General features: G+C 70.0%; 17 protein-coding genes. 5 read left to right on the top strand and 12 right to left on the bottom strand.

The window, feature by feature from the left end:
• Nucleotides 1-7: 7 nt before the first annotated feature.
• From LGM56_RS17370 to LGM56_RS17345, 6 genes are all read right to left on the bottom strand, one after another.
• On the bottom strand, nt 8-613 hold the full coding sequence (locus LGM56_RS17370; RefSeq protein ID WP_226205975.1) for a DUF4142 domain-containing protein: 606 nt from the start codon (nt 611-613) through the stop codon (nt 8-10).
• Between the two features lie 34 nt (nt 614-647).
• Nucleotides 648-1,505, bottom strand: a complete 858-nt coding sequence (locus LGM56_RS17365; RefSeq protein ID WP_089443837.1) for an SDR family oxidoreductase — start codon at nt 1,503-1,505, stop codon at nt 648-650.
• A gap of 104 nt (nt 1,506-1,609) precedes the next feature.
• Nucleotides 1,610-2,179: a hypothetical protein gene (locus tag LGM56_RS17360; protein ID WP_226205973.1), complete on the bottom strand. Its 570-nt coding sequence runs from the start codon at nt 2,177-2,179 to the stop codon at nt 1,610-1,612.
• Nucleotides 2,180-2,243: 64 nt separating this feature from the next.
• Nucleotides 2,244-2,543, bottom strand: coding sequence for a DUF2795 domain-containing protein (locus LGM56_RS17355; RefSeq protein ID WP_069250315.1), 300 nt, complete (start codon nt 2,541-2,543; stop codon nt 2,244-2,246).
• A gap of 26 nt (nt 2,544-2,569) precedes the next feature.
• A complete protein-coding gene (locus LGM56_RS17350; RefSeq protein ID WP_089434096.1) occupies nt 2,570-3,598 on the bottom strand; it encodes an SDR family oxidoreductase in 1,029 nt (342 codons plus the stop codon).
• Between the two features lie 30 nt (nt 3,599-3,628).
• Complete coding sequence (locus LGM56_RS17345) at nt 3,629-4,042, bottom strand: BON domain-containing protein (RefSeq protein ID WP_226205971.1); 414 nt, start codon at nt 4,040-4,042, stop codon at nt 3,629-3,631.
• A gap of 253 nt (nt 4,043-4,295) precedes the next feature.
• Here LGM56_RS17345 and LGM56_RS17340 point away from each other — a divergent pair, with 253 nt between their 5' ends.
• A complete protein-coding gene (locus LGM56_RS17340) occupies nt 4,296-5,615 on the top strand; it encodes a glycosyltransferase family 4 protein (protein ID WP_226205969.1) in 1,320 nt (439 codons plus the stop codon).
• A complete protein-coding gene (locus tag LGM56_RS17335; protein ID WP_226206390.1) occupies nt 5,615-6,661 on the top strand; it encodes a UDP-glucuronic acid decarboxylase family protein in 1,047 nt (348 codons plus the stop codon). The genes LGM56_RS17340 and LGM56_RS17335 overlap by 1 nt, the downstream gene beginning before the upstream one ends.
• A 31-nt stretch (nt 6,662-6,692) precedes the next feature.
• Here LGM56_RS17335 and LGM56_RS17330 read toward each other — a convergent pair whose 3' ends face one another.
• On the bottom strand, nt 6,693-9,023 hold the full coding sequence (locus LGM56_RS17330; RefSeq protein ID WP_413226782.1) for an ATP-binding protein: 2,331 nt from the start codon (nt 9,021-9,023) through the stop codon (nt 6,693-6,695).
• Nucleotides 9,024-9,115: 92 nt separating this feature from the next.
• Here LGM56_RS17330 and LGM56_RS17325 point away from each other — a divergent pair, with 92 nt between their 5' ends.
• Complete coding sequence (locus LGM56_RS17325) at nt 9,116-9,826, top strand: PIG-L family deacetylase (protein ID WP_226205965.1); 711 nt, start codon at nt 9,116-9,118, stop codon at nt 9,824-9,826.
• On the top strand, nt 9,805-10,728 hold the full coding sequence (locus LGM56_RS17320) for a glycosyltransferase family 2 protein (protein WP_226205963.1): 924 nt from the start codon (nt 9,805-9,807) through the stop codon (nt 10,726-10,728). Before LGM56_RS17325 ends, LGM56_RS17320 begins: the two co-directional genes overlap by 22 nt.
• Nucleotides 10,729-10,742: 14 nt before the next feature.
• Here the strand turns inward: LGM56_RS17320 and LGM56_RS17315 are convergent, their stop codons facing one another.
• A complete protein-coding gene (locus tag LGM56_RS17315; RefSeq protein WP_226205961.1) occupies nt 10,743-12,110 on the bottom strand; it encodes a sigma-54-dependent transcriptional regulator in 1,368 nt (455 codons plus the stop codon).
• 345 nt (nt 12,111-12,455) lie between these two features.
• Here LGM56_RS17315 and LGM56_RS17310 point away from each other — a divergent pair, with 345 nt between their 5' ends.
• Nucleotides 12,456-13,469 carry a sigma-54 interaction domain-containing protein gene (locus LGM56_RS17310; RefSeq protein WP_226205959.1) on the top strand — a complete coding sequence of 338 codons (1,014 nt, stop codon included), beginning with the start codon at nt 12,456-12,458 and terminating at the stop codon, nt 13,467-13,469.
• A gap of 22 nt (nt 13,470-13,491) precedes the next feature.
• Here LGM56_RS17310 and LGM56_RS17305 read toward each other — a convergent pair whose 3' ends face one another.
• Genes LGM56_RS17305 through LGM56_RS17290 form a run of 4 tightly spaced genes read right to left on the bottom strand, consistent with a single transcriptional unit; the run spans nt 13,492 to nt 18,257 of the window.
• Entirely contained in the window at nt 13,492-14,442 is a 951-nt protein-coding gene (locus LGM56_RS17305; protein ID WP_226205956.1) for a glycosyltransferase, read from the bottom strand.
• Nucleotides 14,432-15,517, bottom strand: coding sequence for a glycosyltransferase family 9 protein (locus LGM56_RS17300; RefSeq protein WP_226205954.1), 1,086 nt, complete (start codon nt 15,515-15,517; stop codon nt 14,432-14,434). Before LGM56_RS17300 ends, LGM56_RS17305 begins: the two co-directional genes overlap by 11 nt.
• Entirely contained in the window at nt 15,514-16,515 is a 1,002-nt protein-coding gene (locus LGM56_RS17295; RefSeq protein ID WP_226205952.1) for a glycosyltransferase family 2 protein, read from the bottom strand. Before LGM56_RS17295 ends, LGM56_RS17300 begins: the two co-directional genes overlap by 4 nt.
• Nucleotides 16,512-18,257: a carbamoyltransferase gene (locus tag LGM56_RS17290; protein ID WP_226205950.1), complete on the bottom strand. Its 1,746-nt coding sequence runs from the start codon at nt 18,255-18,257 to the stop codon at nt 16,512-16,514. The genes LGM56_RS17295 and LGM56_RS17290 overlap by 4 nt, the downstream gene beginning before the upstream one ends.

Genomic DNA, 18,257 nt, shown 5'->3' with positions numbered 1-18,257 from the left:
GCGCGCGTTACTGCGCGCCCACCTTGCGTTCGAGCGCCTGCGCCATGCTCAGGTGATGCCGCAGCGTCGGCAGCGTGGTGCTCGCGAACTCGCGCAATTGCGGATCCCGCCCGTTTCGCGCTTCGCCTTCGAACAGCGCGACGGCCTTGCTATGTGCAGCCGGGCCGACCGCCGCGACGTACGCTGTGTCGAAGTCGCGACCGTGCTTGCCGCGCAGCGCCTCGACATCGGGATCCTGAATCTGCTCGACCTGCGGCTTCATGCCCTGGCGCGCGGCAATCTCGTTCAGGCGCGCATTCGCCTTGCCGTGATCGGCCACCATGCGCTGCGCGAACGCGCGCACGTCCGGCGACTGCGCCTGCCGCAGCGCGAGCTGGCTCGCCTGCACCTCGGCCTTGCCGGCGATGGCCGCCTTGTCGACGAATTCCGCGTCGCCGCCTTGCGGCGCTTTCGCGATCATCGCGTCGCCCGCGCCCGACGACGGGTTGATCACGCCGCCCGGCACCTGTGAATTCGATGCGGGCGGCTCGCTCGGCATCTGCGCGCGGGCGGGCCCGCCGGCGGCGAGCACGGCCGCGGCGAACGTCGCGATCGTCCAGTGGGGTCGTTTCATGGGCTTCCTCCTTGCATTTGGCGAGAGACGGCGGTCAGCCGCCGACGATCGAGCCGCCGTTCGGGTGCAGCGTCTGCCCGGTCATGTAGCTCGCGCCTTCCGACGCGAGCAGCACGTAGCAGCCGATCAGTTCGTCCGGCTGCCCCGGCCGCTTGAGCGGCACGTTCGCGCCGAACTTCGCGACCTGCTCGGCCGTGAACGTCGATGGAATCAGCGGCGTCCAGATCGGCCCGGGCGCGACCGCGTTGACGCGGATGTCGCGTTCGGCCAGCTCCGCCGACAGCGACCGCGTGAACGCGACGATCGCGCCCTTGGTCGCCGAGTAGTCGGGCAGCGTCGGATTGCCGTGATACGCGGTCACCGACGCGGTGTTGACGATGCGTCCGCCGTGCTTCATGTGCGGCAGCGCCGCCTGCGTGCAGAAGAACATCCCGTACACGTTCGTGCGGAACGTGCGTTCGAGCTGTTCCTCGGTCACGTCCTCGACGCCCGGGCGCGGATGCTGTTCGCCCGCGTTGTTCACGAGCACGTCGAGCCGCCCGAGCCGCTCGACCGTGCGCGCCACTGCATCGTGCGCCTGCCGGCGATCGCCGACGTCGCACATGATTGCCTCGCAACGCCGGCCGGCCTGCTCGATCAACTGCTTCGTCTGCGCGGCGTCGTCGGATTCCTTCAGGTAGACGATCGCGACGTCGGCCCCTTCCTTCGCGAAGCCGATTGCAACCGCGCGGCCGATCCCGCTGTCGCCGCCCGTCACGAGCGCGACCTTGCCGGCGAGCTTGCCGCTGCCGACGTAGTCGGCCGCCGAGTCGCGCGGCTGCGGATGCATGTCGCGCTCGGTGCCCGGCTGGTGGTCCTGCTTCTGAGGCGGCGGAGTCTGTGCGGTAGTCATGGGTGCGTTCCTCCCTGAACGGTGTCGTCAATCGCTCGCAAGCGGCGTGCCGCGCACGGCAGCGACCTCGTTGCGCGCGCAACGCTACAAACGGGCATAAAAATTTAGCGTGGATGGTCGCTCGATGCAGGCTCGCCGGGCCGGCGTACCGGATCGAAGTCGCGCCATTCGCCGTCCTGCCAGTCGCCCTCGACACGCTCGATCGACGACGCCCCGGTCGCGCGCAACACGTCTTCCGCGGTATGGGCGGTGTCGGGCGCCACGCGCACCGCGAGGATCACGCCCGATTCGCTCCGCGCGAGCGTGCCCTTGCCCTCGGCCTGCTCGCCGCGCATGCGGCCCAGCGCGCCGCCGAAGGCGCCGAGATACGCGCCGGCCAGCGCGGCGGCGGCCGGAACGAACCAGTAGCGCACGCCGATCGCATAGACGAGGAGCCCCACGACGATGCCGATCAGCACCCCGCGGATCGCGCCGATCATCGCGCCGCGCCCGCCCGGCTTCGCCGCCGTATCGGCATAGACGTCGCCGCCGATCGGAAAGCGCGCATGCTGTCCGTCCGGATTCAGGAAGAAGATCGATACGTCGTCCGAACCGAACGCGCGCTCGTAAAGGTGACGTGCCCCACCTTCCGCTTCGTCGAACGTCGTGAAGCGGCCTGCGACGATCATCGCCATGGTCGTGGTCCTCGTGACGGGGGTGGCGCCGCGTGCCACCGCACGCGACGCGACGGGGCGGCGCTCACATCAACCGCCCGAGTTCCTTCGACACCGACGCCGGCGTGCCGTATTCGCGATCGGGAATGCGGCGGAGCATGTCGATCACGCCGGGATCCGCATGCGAGCGTTCCGCGCACTCGACGACCGCCGCCTTGCTGGCCGGATAGTCCATGCCCTTCAACGCCTTCTGCACGTCGATCGGGCTCGGCGCCTTGCCATGGCCGCCCTGATGGCCGCCCTTGTCATGGTCCTGCTGCACGCGCTCGCCTTCGTGCGCGCGCGAGTGGCTGTATTCGTGGCCCGTATGCTGTCGGGATGTCATGGAAATCTCCTTGGGGATGAACGAAATCACGTCGACGCGCGGCGCGCACGCGCCAGCGCGGCGACCACCAGCGCCGCCGCACCGAGGGCGACCGCCCCCGCCACCTTCGGCCGCTGAACCACCGTGTTGTAGGCGCACCCGCGCAGCACGGGCCCGTCCATGCCTTCGCGCTCGTGCAGCGCATGGCGCGGCTCGTACAGCGCGTTGTCGTCGCGCGGGCGGGCGGGGCGATCCGTGCGCTGGCTGCGCCAGAACAGCCGGGCCGCGATGCGATCGAACAGGTGCGGCGCGTGATACGCGCTCGCCGACGTGAACTTCGCCGCGCCGCCCACGAACAGCGTGCGGCGCGGATGCGCGGCCGCGAACAGGATCGCGTCGGCCACCAGTTCCGGGTCGTAGATCGGCGGCGGCAGCTTCGCCTCGACGTTCATGTAGTTTTTCGCGTGCATCACGAACATCGTGTCGATCGCGGCCGGCTTGATCAACGTCACGGACACCGGCAGGTGGTCGCCCTCCATCTCGAGCCGCAGCGAATCGGTAAAGCCCTTCACCGCATGCTTGGACGCCGCATACGCGCTCTGCAACGGCACCGGCGCGTCGGACGCCTCGCTGCCCATGTTGATGATCGCGCCGCCGTGAAAGTCGTCCTTGCGCCGGAAGTGGTCGGCCGCCACGAGCGAGCCGTGCACGACGCCCCAGTAGTTGGTGTCGAACAGCTTGCGCTGGTCGTCGAGCGGCACCGCGGAAGCCGGGCCGAAGATCGATACGCCGGCGTTGTTGATCCACGTGTCGAAACCGCCGTAGGTCTCCACCGCCTTGGCGGCCGCGCGCTGCAGATCCTCGAGATTGCCCACGTCGCCCGCGACCGCCACCGCGAGATCGCCATGCTGGCGAAGCTCCTCGCACAACGTATTGAGCGCGGCTTCGTTCCGCGCGAACAGCACCAGCTTCGCGCCGCGGCGCGCGGCCTTGCGCGCGGTGACGAGACCGATGCCGCTCGTCGCGCCGGTGATCACGATCGTCTGCTCGCCGACCGGTTTGAGCATGCAGTTCATGGCTGGACTCCTTGTGCGGCGCGGCCGCGGTCACTTGGCCCGGATCGTCAACTGATCGCGCACGTCCTGCACGCCGTCGACCTGTTTCACGACGCTGACGGCCTGCGTGCGCTGCGCCTCCTCGGGCACGCTGCCGGTGAGCGTCACGACGCCGCGCCGCGTCTTCACGTGGATGTCGCCGGACGACAGGCCGTTCGTCCCGACCAGCTCGGCCTTCGCCTTGGTCGTGATCGTGGCATCGCGAATTTTCGTGCCGGTCGTCGTATGCGACGACGACGTCGTTGACGTTGACGTGGACGCGGCACTGTCGTCGCCGGCGGCGAACGCATTCGGCGCGATCACCGCGCACGTCGTGGTGGCGGCGATCGCGATCGCCATGCCGGCGCGCATCGCGTTGCGACGACGGATCCTCAAGGAACGGACTTGCAGCGGGAATGCCTTCATCGTGACCTCCTTTCGTCGAGCCGGGATAGCCGGCGGGTGAGCGGGACAGCGCAAGTCGCGTGCCTCGGTGCCGGCGCGGTGCCGGTGCGCCGCCGCCGCAGGTTCGCCCGATCAGACGCCCTTTCATCCAACCCGTTGTAATTTTTTCGGTATTCCGACGGGGGGCTTCGCGGGCAATGCACCGGGTACGCTGCTTGCCGAACCACCGGCAACGGCGGCCCATCCACGCGGCCCCGATACCGGGAGCAACACCATGCAAAGAATCGCGTTGATCAGTGAGCACGCATCGCCGCTGGGGGTGATCGGCGGCGTCGATGCCGGCGGGCAGAACATCTACGTCGCGAACGTCGCGAAGCAACTGGCCGAGCGCGGCCTCGACGTCGACGTCTATACGCGCTGCGACAATCCGCACCTGCCGGAAGTCGTGCCGATCGGCACGCACATGCGCGTGATCCACGTACCGGCCGGGCCACCGACCGACGTACCCAAGGAGCGGCTACTGCCGTACATGGTCGCGTTCGCGGACGGCATGGCCGCGCGCATGCGGCGCGAGCCCGACCCGGTCGACGTGATGCACGCGAACTTCTTCATGTCGGGCGACGCGGCATTGCGCGTGAAGCGGCAGCTCGGCATCCCGCTCGTCACGACCTTCCATGCACTCGGCCGCGTGCGCCGGCTGCATCAGGGCGACGCCGACGGTTTCCCCGATGCGCGCTTCGCGATCGAGGACACGCTCGCGCGCCGTTCGGACCGCGTGATCGCCGAATGCCCGCAGGATGCGCTCGACCTGACGACGCACTATCGCGCCGACGCCGCGCGCATCGAGATCGTGCCGTGCGGCTTCGACGTGCGGGAACTCAGGCCGACGCCGCGCATCGATGCGCGCGCACAGCTCGGCTGGCCGCGGGATGCCTTCGTCGTGCTGCAGCTCGGCCGCCTCGTGCCGCGCAAAGGCATCGACACGGTGATCGACGCGCTGGCCCGCATGCCGCGCGACCCGCGCCGGCCGACCCACCTTTATGTCGTCGGCGGCAGCCAGGCCACGCCCGACCCGGCCCGCGACCCGGAACTCGCCCGCCTCGCCGGGCTGGCGCACGACCTGGGGATCGCCAATCGCGTGACCTTCGTCGGCCGGCGCGACCGCGACACGCTGCACCTGTACTACAGCGCGGCCGACGTGTTCGTCACGACCCCGTGGTACGAACCGTTCGGCATCACGCCGGTCGAGGCCATGGCCTGCGCGACGCCGGTGATCGGCAGCCACGTCGGCGGCATCCGCACGACGGTGGAAGACGGCAAGACCGGCTATCTCGTGCCGCCGCGCGATCCCGCCGCGCTGGCCGCGCGGCTCGTCCAGCTGCGCGCGCAACCCGAGCTGTGCGCGGCGCTGGGACGCGCCGGCTACCTGCGCGCGCATCGCTTCTATACGTGGAAAGGCGTGGCCGACCGGCTGGTCGACATCTATCGCGACGTCGCGCGGCCGCGCAGCGCCGGCGCGTCGGCCGGCACCGGTCGCCGCACGCCCGTGTCGATCACATCGGGCGCGCTCGCCCATCGCAAGGAGAACGCATGATGAAGGGCCATGATCGCAAACGCGTGCTCGTCGCCGGCGGCGCCGGCTTCCTCGGCTCGCACCTGTGCGAACGCCTCGTGACGGACGGCCACGACGTGCTGTGCGTCGACAATTTCTACACGGGCGCGAAGGACAACATCGCGCATCTGCTCGACGCGCCGACCTTCGAACTGATGCGGCACGACGTGACGTTTCCGCTCTATGTCGAGGTCGACGAGATCTACAACCTCGCGTGCCCCGCGTCGCCCGTCCACTACCAGCGCGACCCCGTCCAGACGACCAAGACGAGCGTGCATGGCGCGATCAACCTGCTCGGTCTCGCGAAGCGCGTGAAGGCGCGCATCCTGCAGGCGTCCACGAGCGAGGTGTACGGCGACCCCGACGTCCATCCGCAGCACGAGCAATACTGCGGGCGCGTGAACCCGGTCGGCCTGCGCGCCTGCTACGACGAAGGCAAGCGCTGCGCGGAAACGCTGTTCATGGACTATCACCGCCAGTACGGCGTCGACGTGCGGATCGCGCGCATCTTCAACACGTACGGCCCGCGCATGCATCCGGCCGACGGCCGCGTCGTGTCGAACTTCATCACGCAGGCGCTCGCCGACGCGCCGCTGACCGTCTATGGCGACGGCAGGCAGACGCGCTCGTTCTGTTACGTGGACGACATGGTCGACGCGCTGATCCGGCTGATGAATGAGCCGGGCGACGCGAGCGAGCCGGTCAATCTCGGCAGCGATGCCGAAATCGCGATGCTCGACATCGCGCGCGAAGTCGTGCGGATCGTCGGCGCGACGGTCGCGATCGAGTTCCGGCCGCTGCCGTCCGACGATCCGCGCCAGCGGCGGCCGAACCTCGAAGCCGCGCAGCGGCGCCTCGACTGGCGCGCGACCACGCCGCTCGCCACCGGGCTCGCGCGTACCGTGCGGTACTTCATTCACCGGCAGGCCGCGCTTCACCAACCGGGCGATCTCGTGCGCAGCACGCAGATCGCGTCGCACCTGCTCGCGCAGGCCGATATGCCGCGCCGCCCGGCACCGGCGCAGTGACGACGCCGGCGCATCCGGCGCGCGCCGTCCGTCAGTCGTCGCGCTTCGTCACGAGCATGATCTTGTGCGCCAGTTCGCGCACGTCGACCGGCTTGCACAGATAGCCGTCGAAGCCGGCCTCGAGGGCTCGGCGCTCATCCGCCGGGCCCGCGTGCGCGGTGACGGCAAGCACGCGCAGGTTCCGCGTGTCGCCGTTGCCGTCGCCGTCGCCATTGCCCGCACCGCGCCGAAGCGCGTCGAGCAGCCAGAAGCCGTCTCCGTCCGGCATCGCGAGATCGGACAGCACGACGGTGGGCTGCAGCCCGGCGGCCATCGCGAGCGCTTCGCGGCCCGACGACGCGACCGTGACGGCCGCGCCGAACGTCGTCAGCGCGGCCGTCAGGCTCGCGCGCGTCGTCGCGTCGTCGTCGACGATCAGGATCCGCTGCGCGGCGAGCCCGAGCGGCGCCTGACGGTCGCCCGCCTGCGCGAGCCCCCACGCCATCGCGCCGGCCGGCTGCCAGCCGGCCGGCAGCGTCACCGTGAACGTCGAGCCGAGATCGCGGCCCGCGCTTTCGGCCGTCACGGTGCCGCCGTGCAGCTCCGCGATATGCCGCACGATCGACAGCCCCAGGCCGAGCCCGCGCCGCGACGACGCCGGCGAATCGTCCGCGCGACGGAACATGTCGAAGACGTACGGCACGAACTCGGGCGCGACCCCCTGCCCCGTGTCGGCGACGGTCAACACCGCGTGCGTGCCGTTGCGCGCCAGCCCGACATGCACGCTGCCGCCGCCCGGCGTGAACTTGAGCGCGTTCGACACGAGGTTCGATAGCATCTGCCGCAACCGTTCGGCGTCGCCGGACACGATGAACGTGCTGGACCCGCAAGCGAATTCGAGCATGACGCCGGCCGACGACGCGGCTGTCTGGAACGTGCCGACCGAGTCGGAGAACAGCCGCGCGAGGTCGACCGGCGCCGCGTCGAGCCGCAGCTTGCCGGTTGCGAGCGACGACGCATCGAGAATGTCGCCGACCATCCGCGTGAGCGAGCGCGCGCTGCGGTCGATCGCATCGATCGCCTGACGCTGCAGCGCGTGGTCGACCGAATTGCGCAGTACCTCGACCCAACCGTAGATCACGTTCAGCGGCGTGCGCAGTTCGTGCGACACCGTGGCCAGCAGTTCGTCCTTCAACCGGTTCGACGTATCGGCCTGGTCGCGCGCATCGCGCGCCCCCTGCAGCGACCGCTGCGCGCGCAGATCATGGCGGCGCCGCGCACCGGTCTCGTGCAGCGTCAGTGACAGCGCAATGGTCGCGACCGCGTCGCCGCGCAACCGGCGCGCCGACACGGTCGCACGAAACCGCCGGCCGTCGCGCCGGACACACAGCAGTTCGACGGGCCCGACCGCGTCGCTCAGGTCGTCGAACGATTCGGCGAGCGGGCTGCGCCGCAGCCAGCGCATCGCCACCAGGGTATCGAGCAAACGGCCGCGTGCGTCGTCTTCGTCGTAGCCGAAAATCCGCTGCGCGGCCGGGTTCCAGCTGACGATGCGGCCCTCGCCGTCGACGCCGACGATCGCGTCGGGCGATGCGTCGACGACCGCTTGCTGAAGACGCGACGCGTCGACCCGCGCGCGGTCCGCGCTGGCGTCGCGCACGATCATCACCGCGCCGTCGATGTTGCCGTGCGCGTCACCGAGCGGCGACGCGACCTCGACGACCGGTACCGGATCGCCGCCCTCCGTCGCCTGCAGCCAGTGCCGGTCGGAGGTCGCATGGGCGCCGCCGAGCGCGCGTTCGAGCGGGGTCGTCGGCACGCGGCGGCCCGCGTGGTCGACGATCCGCAGCACGTCGCGCGCGGGCCGCCCCGTCGCGTCTTCCGGCCGGCAGCCGACGAGCGCGGCCGCGGCCGCGTTGAGGTAGGTGAGCCGCCCGTTCGCATCGGCCGCGATCACACCGTGCGGCAGCGCCTGCAACACGGCTTCGAGCCGCTGCCGCGCGGCCGCCTCGCGCCGGCGCGCACGATCGTTCGTGAGCCGCGTCTGGCGCAGCATCGCCGCGAGCGCGCACACCAGCACGCCGACCAGCATGAACGTGCCGAGCTGGACGAGCCGAGCGGGCAACGGCTGCGTATAGGCCGCGGGATCCGAGAGGAACAACGTCCACACGAGTATGCCGCTGGCCACGGTCGACACGACACCGAACAGGAACGACGTCGCCCATGCCGCGGCCGCGAGCAGCGGGTAATACAGCACGAACGGCAGGTTCACGCCGCCGAAACGGATCGCGAGCGCCTGCAGCACGGTCGCGATCGCGACCAGCATCGCTGCCATCACGTAATTGCCGGCGCGCGGATGGGTCATTTCAATCATCGGACGCATTCCTGTCGCGCGCATCCGGGCGCCCTCGGGGCCACGACGGCCGGGCACGATGCCTGCTCGCCCGGCTGGCCATCCACCAGGGAGATCATCTCGTGACGCCTGCCCCGACACGCTGGCTCGTCGTCTCGCCGCATCTGGACGACGCCGTCTTCAGTTGCGGGCGCCTGCTTGCGGCAGCGCCCGGTTCGATCGTCGTCACCGTGTTCGCCGGGATTCCGCCGCGCGATGCGCTGGCGCCGCCGTGGGATCGCCGCGCAGGTTTCCAGCGCGCCGGCGAAGCCGTGCGCGCGCGCCGCGACGAAGACCGGCGCGCGCTCGCACGGCTCGACGCGCGGCCGGTCTGGCTCGACTTTCTCGACGATCAATACGGCACGCCCGCCGCATCGGCAGCGATTGCCGCGCGCGTGGCGCGGGAGATCGACGCCCACGCCGGGTTCGGTGTCCTCGCGCCGGCCGGCCTGTTCCACCGCGATCATCTGCACGTGCAGCAAGCCGCGTTGTCGCTGCTGGAGCGCGCACGCGCGTCGCCCGACGCGGCGCGCACGTGGCGCTTCTACGAGGACGTCCCGTACCGCCGGATCGCGGGGCTGATGGCCCGGCGCGTGAGCGGCTGGCGCGAGCGCGGCTGGATCGCCCATCCGGCCGGCGCCCCGGCCTGCGACCGCGCGGAAGCCATCGCCGCGAAAGCCGACGCGGTCGCCGCGTATGCGAGCCAGATTGCGTTGTTCGATCCTCATATGCGCGCCGATCTCAAGGAACCCGAAACATACTGGCGGCTCGAATGCGACGTCACGTTCGCGTAACCCCCGCGCGCCACGTTGCGCCGCCGCCTGAACCGCGCGTGACCGCCATCGTGCTGACGTTCAGACGACCGGCCGGGCTCGCGCACACGCTGGCCCGGCTCTCGTCGCTGCCCGACCGGCCCGTCATCGTCGTCGTCGACAATGCCGCGCAAGCCGACACCGCCGCGCTGATCCGCCACCGCTTTCCGCACGTCGTACTCGTGCAGGCGCCCGTCAATCTCGGCGCGGCCGGCCGCAATCTCGGCGTGGCCGTCGCCCGCACGCGCCACGTCGCGTTCTGCGACGACGACACATGGTGGGCGCCCGGTTCGATGGAGCAAGCGGCGGACCTGCTCGACGCGTATCCGCACGTCGCGGCCGTCACCGCACGCGTGCTCGTCGGCGCTGACCAGCGCGAAGACCCGACCTGCCGCCTGATGGCCGACAGCCCGCTCGACGCGCCCGTCACGCTGCCCGGCCACCCGATCCTCGGCTTGCTGGCCGGCGCGACGGCGTTCCGGCGCGACGCGTTCATGCAGGCAGGCGGTTACCATCCGCGCTACTTTCTCGGCGGCGAGGAAGCGCTGCTCGCGCTCGACCTGTATCGCGCCGGCGGATGGCTCGTCTATGCGCCGCGCCTCACGGTTCACCATGACCCGTCCCCGCAGCGCGACGTGCGCACGCGTGCCCGTGTCACCACCCGCAACGCGGTATGGACCGCCTGGCTCAGGTGGCCGGCCCCGGCCGCGCTGCGGCACACCGTGCGGCTGCTGCCGCGCCTGTGGCGCGAGCGCATGCTCGCGCGCACGTTCGCGGGCCTGGCGTGGATCCTGCGTGAGCGCCGGACGATCCCGCCGCACGTGGAACGCATGCGCCGCCAGCTCGAGCGCGATGCGCGTCCGGATGCGTGCGACGGAGCATGAACGGGGCGGCGCCATCAGGATTCCGGTTTTCCCGCATCGTCGTCCAGTTGCGCGAGCCGGTTGTAGATCGTCTTCAGGCTGACGTCGAGCACCTCGGCCGCCTGCGCCTTCACGCCGCCGCATTGCGCGATCGTGCCGAGGATCAGCTTGCGGTCGACTTCCTCGAGCGGCGTGCCGAACGGCACGGTGACGCGATCGTCATGCGAATCGACCATGCTCGACAACTCGTCCATGATCGGCGGCGGCAGCGTATCGATCAGTTCCGTATCGCTGAAGATGCTCGCGCGCTGCACGAAGTTGCGCAGCTCGCGCACGTTGCCGGGCCACGCATAAGTCTTCAGCGCGTCGCGCGCGGCGGGCGAGAAGCGCAATGAACGGCCGCTTTCCTCGTTGTAGCGCTGCAGGAACGCATCGGCGAGCATCGGGATGTCGTCGCCGCGCTCGCGCAGCGACGGCAGCGGGATCGGGAACACGTTGATCCGGTGGAACAGGTCGGGCCGCAGCTTGCCGTCGGCCATCGCGGCCTCCGGGTCGCGGTTGGTCGCCGCGACGATGCGCACGTCGACGTCGATCTCGCGCGTCGAGCCGAGCCGCGTGAGGCGCCCCGTCTCGAGCACGCGCAGCAGCTTGACCTGCGACTCGAGCGGCATCTCGGTGATCTCGTCGAGAAACAGCGTGCCGCCGTCCGCGCGTTCGAAGAAGCCCTTGTGCTGGCGCTCCGCGCCCGTGAAGCTGCCGCGGTCGTGGCCGAACATCTCGCTCTCGACGAGGTTCGCGGCAATCGCACCGCAGTTCACCGCGAGGAACGGGCCGCGGCGGCGCAGGCTCAGGTCGTGCACCGTCTGCGCGGCCAGCTCCTTGCCGGTGCCCGATTCGCCCGTCAGCAGCACCGATGCCTCGGTGCGCGCCACGCGGCCGATCGCGTCGTAGACGGTCTGCATCGCGGGCGAGCTGCCGAGCATGCGGCCGAAGCGGCCGAGACGCTGCAGTTCGGAGCGCAGTTCGGCAATCTCTTCATGCAGCGCGGTGGTGCGCGGCACGCGCGCGAAGATGCTGTTCAGCCGCTGCATGTTCAGCGGCTTCACCAGGTAGTCGGTCGCGCCGCGCCGCAGTGCGTCGATCGCGGTTTCGAGGCTCGCGTGGCCGGTGGTCAGCACCATTTCACAGTGCGCGCGCTTCGGCAATGCATCGAACAGGTCCATCCCGTTGCCGTCCGGCAGCACGAGATCGCACAGCACGAGATCGGGGGTATGCGTCGACACGAGCGTGCGCGCTTCCTCGAGCGTCGCGGCCGTATCGCAGGCAAGCTGCTGGGTGCGGGCGAGCGTCGCAAGCATGGTGCGTGTATCGGCATCGTCTTCGACGATCAGGACATAGGGCATCGAGGCTCCTCGTGAAGCGGCCCGACCCTGCATGGCCGGAACCGCGACGGACGCGCAGCGCACCGTCTCCGCCTCGTTTCGCGGCGGCACGCGCCGCGCTGCGCATGACTGGATGGGCGAGCGCTCCTGCCCGGGATGCAACGCTTAGCAGTATAGAAGAATGGTGTCGTGCAATCTCCGCCTATCGAATAAATCTATCCGGCCGCGCGGCCCGCATTGCAGATTCAATGTCTCATCGCCGGCATAACAGGTATTCTCGGTATAGGAAAACGGTGACGCATGCCACGTCATTTTTTCACCTGGTCTCGACGCATTCGGTCAAATCTTCCCACTCGATATCACACCATGTCGAAATCCGTCGATGACGGCATGCGGCTTTTCGGCCGCTCGCGTACGATCCAGACCCTGTTGCTGAAGGTGTCGCGTGTGGCCGTCACGCGCGTCGGCGTGCTGATCGTCGGCGAAAGCGGCGCGGGCAAGGACATCGTCGCGCGGCTCCTGCACGACATGAGCCCACGCCGTCGCGGGCCGTTCGTTCCCGTCAATTGCGGCGCGATTCCTCACGACATTGCGGAATCGCACCTGTTCGGTCACGAGAAAGGCAGTTTCACCGGCGCCGTCGCGCAGCACGTCGGCATGTTCGAGGCCGCGCGCGGCGGCACGCTGTTTCTCGACGAGATCGCCGAAATGCCGGCCGAGCTGCAGGTCAAGCTGCTGCGCACGCTCGAGTCGAACACGATCGTGCGGGTCGGCGGCCACGAATCGATCCCGCTCGACGTGCGGATCGTCGCCGCCACCCATCACGACCCGGTCGAGGCCGTGCGCAGCGGGCGGCTGCGCGAGGACCTGTTCTACCGGATCGCGACGGTCGCGCTGCACGTGCCCGCGCTCAGGCAGCGCGAGGACGACGTCGACGATATCGCGCTGCAGATCGTCGAGCGGCTGAATGCGCGACACCGCACGAGAAAGCGGCTGTCCATGCAGGCGATGAAGGCGTTGCGCGCCTATACGTGGCCCGGTAACGTGCGCGAGCTGCGCAATACGCTCGAGCGCGCGTTCATCCTCGCCGACGAGCAGATCGAGCTGCAGTTGCCGCGTCGTGCGCCGCCGCGCGACGAATGTCGTCACAACGCGATCACGCTGCATATCGGCACGACGCTCGCGCACACGCAGCAGCGCTTCATCGTCGCGTCGCTGCGGCATTTCAACGGCGACAAGCCGCGCACCGCAAAAGCGCTCGGCATCAGCCTGAAGACGCTGTACAACCGGCTCGCGCTCCTGCCCGAACAGGAACGGGAGGCGTTTCGCGGAACCGGCACGTCGAACGTGCCGAACCCGCCCGACGCACCGACGCCCTGAGCCCGCGCGGCACGCGTGCGGCTCAGGTCGCGACGTCGTGCAACGCCGCGTCCCAGTCGCGCACGAACCGCTCGATGCCGAAGCGCTCGCACGCGTCGCGTCGCGCGGCGGCGCCCCACTCGCGTGCGAGATCGGGATCGCGGATCAGCATGCGCATCGCATCGATCAGCACGGCCGGCCGCGTATCGGCCATGCCGTTGCGTCCGCTCCGGACGAGCAGCGCCATCTCGGTCGTCGCGAGCGCGACGATCGGCATCCCGATCATCATCGCCTCGATCACCGCGAGCCCGAGGCTCGTATAGCGGATCGGATTGAAGAAGAACCGGTAGTGCGACAGGAAATGCGGCAGCGCCGGGTTCGGCACCTCGCCGATCCCGCCGAGCTCGGCCGAGCCCATCCCGACCAGTTCGAGCGGCACGCTGTGACGCGCGGCCTCGAACAGGTCGGCGCCCAGCCGACGCCCCCGGCGCGCCAGGTTGTTCACGACCGTCACGCCTTTCGGCAACGTCCCGTGATACGCGACGTGGTCCGGCATCAGCACGCCATGCTCGATCACGCGCGTCGGCGTCACGCCGTTGTCCCACATCAGCGCGTTGAACGGCGTCACGTGCACCAGCAGCACGTTCGGATCCTGCACCGGATGCAGCGTATCGGTCGGATGCCCGCGCGGCGGATCGTGCTCGACGAACAGGGTCGGCAACGCACGCTGGTCGTCGCTCAGCAGCCGCAGGCGGTCGTGCTCGTAATGCTTCTGATGCTGGTACAGCACGCAGTCGAATGCGGTGTCGCGCACGCACTCCGCCGGCACCTCGTGCACGTTGTCGCCCCAAGGCAGGTGCCCGACGCGGCCCGCATAGCCGGGCGGATCGTGCGGCTTCGTCACGATGAAGAACTCGTGCGGCGCCTGCGACAGGTAATACAGGTAATTGCCATGCACGTGCCAGGTCAGCACGCGCAGCCGCTTACGTGACATGACGCCTCTCCTCCGCCAGCAGTTCGCCCGCCCGCTCGACCACGTCGCCGACGCCGATCGCCATCGCGCATTCGTGCCCATACGGGCACGTGTCGAACATGCACGGCCGGCACGCCGGATAGTTCGCGAGGACGCGATGACGCGCGCGGTCGAGCGGCGCCCAGCGGGCCGTGTCGCTGCCGCACGCGACGACCACGCTCGGCGTGCCGAGCGCCGCCGCGACGTGCGACACGCCCGTGTCGTTGCACAACACCAGCCGTGCGCGTCCGATCAGCGCGGCCAGCGCGCCGAGCGGCGTGCGGCCGCACAGGTTCACGCAGGGCCGCGCGAGATGCTCGGCGAACGCATCGGCCAGCGCCCGTTCCGCGCGCGTGCCGGTCAACACGATCTGCCAGCCGTCGTCCGCGAGCTGCCGTGCGGCGAGCGCAAAGCGCTCGACCGGCCAGCGCCGCGACGCCATCCGCGCACCGGGATGCACGATCACGTAGCGCCCCGGATCGAGCGCATGCTCGTCGCACAGCACGTGCCACAACGCGTAATCCAGCCCGCCGAGCGGGAATTCGAGGTAGTCGCCCCATTCCGCATAGCCGAGCGCGCGCATCAGCGCCAGGTAACGCGTGACTTCCGGCTCGTCGTCCCGCCACGCGAGCGTGTGGTCGAGCCGGGTCGCGCCACCGTCGGCCGGGACGAAGCCCGCCGTGCGCGTGGCCCCGAGCGACGCGACGATCGCGTTGGTGTGCGTGCCGCTGCCGTGCAGCTGGATCGCGAGGTCGAAATCCCGCGCGCGGCATTCGGCGATGAACGCTTCACGGGCGGCTGCGTCGGGCACCGGTTGTTCGCCGAGCCCCGGCGCACCGGGAAATGCGATGAAGCCGTCGAGGTAGTCCGAGAAACGCGACGCAAACTCGCGCGCCCACGGCAGCCCGATCAGCGTGATCCGCGCGTCGGGTTCGCCGCGCCGTAGCGCGCGCAACGCGGGCACCGCGCACAGCATGTCGCCGAGCTGCAGCGCACGGAACACCGCGATGCGCGCCGGGCGCCGCACGCGCTCGAAGTCGGCAGGTTCGGTCGTCATAGGAACAGGACCCGGAAATGAAGCGCGCCGCGCATGCGCCAGTACAGCGACACGGGCGGAATCGCGATGGACGTGACGATCATCTCGGCCACGTGCGACGGCGTGAGCCGCGTGCCGCGCAAGCGCTTCACGCAGAACGCCGCCGTCAACACGGCCCAGGCCGCCGCGCATGCCACGCCCGGCGCCGGCCACCCGGCCGCGAAGCACACGAGCGCGCCGAGCGCGGCGAGCACCGCCGCGTAGTAATGCCACGGCGGCACCGGCCGGATATGGCGGCGGTAGGTCGCGCGGTGCTTCTTGTACAGCAGCGCGTCGAAATAGACCTTCGACTGCTGGCCGATGCTCGCGCCCCAGCGCGCGGGGCGCACCGGATGCACGATGCACGCCGCGTCGGCGTCGACGATCGGCCCCGCGTGTTCGCGCAACGCGAACATCAGGTCCGCGTCCTCGCGCCAGGCGCGCGTGAAGCGTTCGTCGAAGCCGCCGACCCGTTCGAGCGCCACGCGCCGCACGAAACAGTTCGCGGTTGCGAATTCCGCATGCGTGAGGCCGGCCGCGTCGCGTTCGTAGTCGGTCGGGTGCGGCCGCAACGGCACGTCGATGCGGCCCGCGGCGGCGGACGCGGACGGTTCGGCCAGCAACGCGGCCGTGCCGTGGCGCAGCCACGCCGGATCGGGAATCGTGTCGTCGTCGGTGAACGCGATCAACGCTCCGCACGCGCTGCGCCAGCCGACGTTGCGCGCACCGGCCGGCCCCTGCGTGGCGGGCGCGGTCATGTAGCGGATCGCCGGCACGTCGGTCACGCGCGCACGGCACCGCTCGACGACGGGCCGCGCGCTGCCGGCGGCGTCGTCGTCGACCACGATGATCTCGTAGGCCGTCGGGTCGAACACCTGCACGCACAGCGCGTCGAGGCAGCGTTCGAGCAGGTCGGGCCGCCGGTAGGTCGGCACGACGACCGACACGACCGGCGGCCGTTGCGTGTCGCGCGCGTTCATCTCGGTTTCTCCAGCAGGAACGAACCGATCACGAGCGCGTCGAGCGGCGACGTCCAGAAGCATTCGAGCGCGTCGCGCGGCGAGCAGACGATCGGCTCGCCCCGTGTATTGAACGACGTGTTGACGAGCACCGGTACGCCGGTGAGCGCGTCGAACTCGGTCAGCAACGCGTGCAGCAGCGGATGCTGGGCCTCGTCGACGGTCTGCACGCGCGCGGTGCCGTCGATATGGCGCACGGCCGGAATCGTCGCCTCCGCGCCGGGCGCGACGTCGTACACGAACAGCATGAACGGCGCGCGCAGCGGCGTGCGCCGTCCGCCGCGGAACCAGTGATGCGCCTTGCTTTCAAGCACGACCGGCGCGACCGGCCGAAAGTCCTCGCGATCCTTGATCTTGTTGAGCTTGCGCTGCATGTCCGGGTCGGTCGGCGACGCGAGGATCGAGCGTGCGCCGAGCGCGCGCGGGCCGAACTCCATGCGCCCCTGGAACCAGCCGATCACGCGGTTCGCCGCGAGCAGCGCGGCCGTTTGCGCGGCGACGTCGGCCAGCCGCCGGTACGGCAGTTGCGCGTCCTTCAGGAACGCCTCGATCGCGTCGTCACCGTATGACGGCCCGAGATACGCATGCTCCATCCGCCATGCACCGCGCTCGCCGCGCATCCGGAAGTCGGTCCACAGCGCCGCGCCGAGCGCGGTGCCGGCGTCACCGGCGGCCGGCTGCACCCACACGTCGTCGAACGGGCCGCGATCGCGGATCTTCGCGTTCATCACGCAGTTCAGCGCGACCCCGCCCGCCATCGCGAGCTGCCGCTCGCCGGTGCCGGCGGCCAGCCAGTCGACCGCCTGCAATGCCGTTTCTTCCAGCACGCGCTGCAACGCATGCGCGATGTCGCAGTGATGCGGCTCGATCGGGCCGCCGCGTTCGCGCGGCGGGCCGAACATCGCAACGAGATCGCCGTCGAGGATCGCGTAGCGTCCGTCGCCGTCGTAGCGCACCAGCTTGCGCATCGCGTCGGCGAACACCGGCTTGCCGTACGACGCGAGCGCCATCACCTTGTACTCGTCGGACGAGTGCAGGAAGCCGAGGTAGCGCGTCACGCGTTCGTACAGCAACCCGAGCGAATGCGGCAGGTTGACCTGGCCGAGCCGCCGGTACGACCGGCCGTCGAACGCGCCGTAGCTCGTCGTCGCACGCTCGCCGCGCCCGTCCATCGTCATCACCGCGCAGCGCGCGAAAGGCGCCGCGAGAAACGCGCTCGCCTCGTGCGCGAGATGGTGCTCGACGAAATGCCAGCGGAACGGCCCGTCGTGCGTGACACCGCGAAAACGCCGCTGCAGGTGGTGCGGCGCACCGTCCGCGAGCTGGCGCGGCGCGTTCACGATCGACGACAGGAACAGCGGATGCCATGGCGACGCGCCGCCGTTGCGCGGCGCGTGGGCCGACGGCGAAAGCGGCAAGCTCAGCGACGGCTCGGCCGTGTCGCGGTCGAGCTCGAACCACGGGTCGTACGAATACGCGACGTGGTCGACGTCCGCGAGCACGATGCCGGCCTCCGCGAGACAGTAGTCGATCGCATGGTAGGGCAGCTCCCAGGTCGAGAACGGTACCGGGCGCTTCGCATGCTTCACGTGCGTGAAGCGTTCGTCCTCGGCGGCCGCGATCACGATGCCGTCGCGCACGAGGCACGCGGCACTGTCGTGAAAGGCGGCATTGATGCCGAGCGTATGGATCGGTTCGGGCAT

This window comes from Burkholderia sp. AU38729 (genome assembly GCF_020419725.1).
Lineage (GTDB): Bacteria > Pseudomonadota > Gammaproteobacteria > Burkholderiales > Burkholderiaceae > Burkholderia.
Note: the sequence above shows the minus strand (reverse complement) of the source record. Positions and strands in the feature narration are given on the sequence as shown.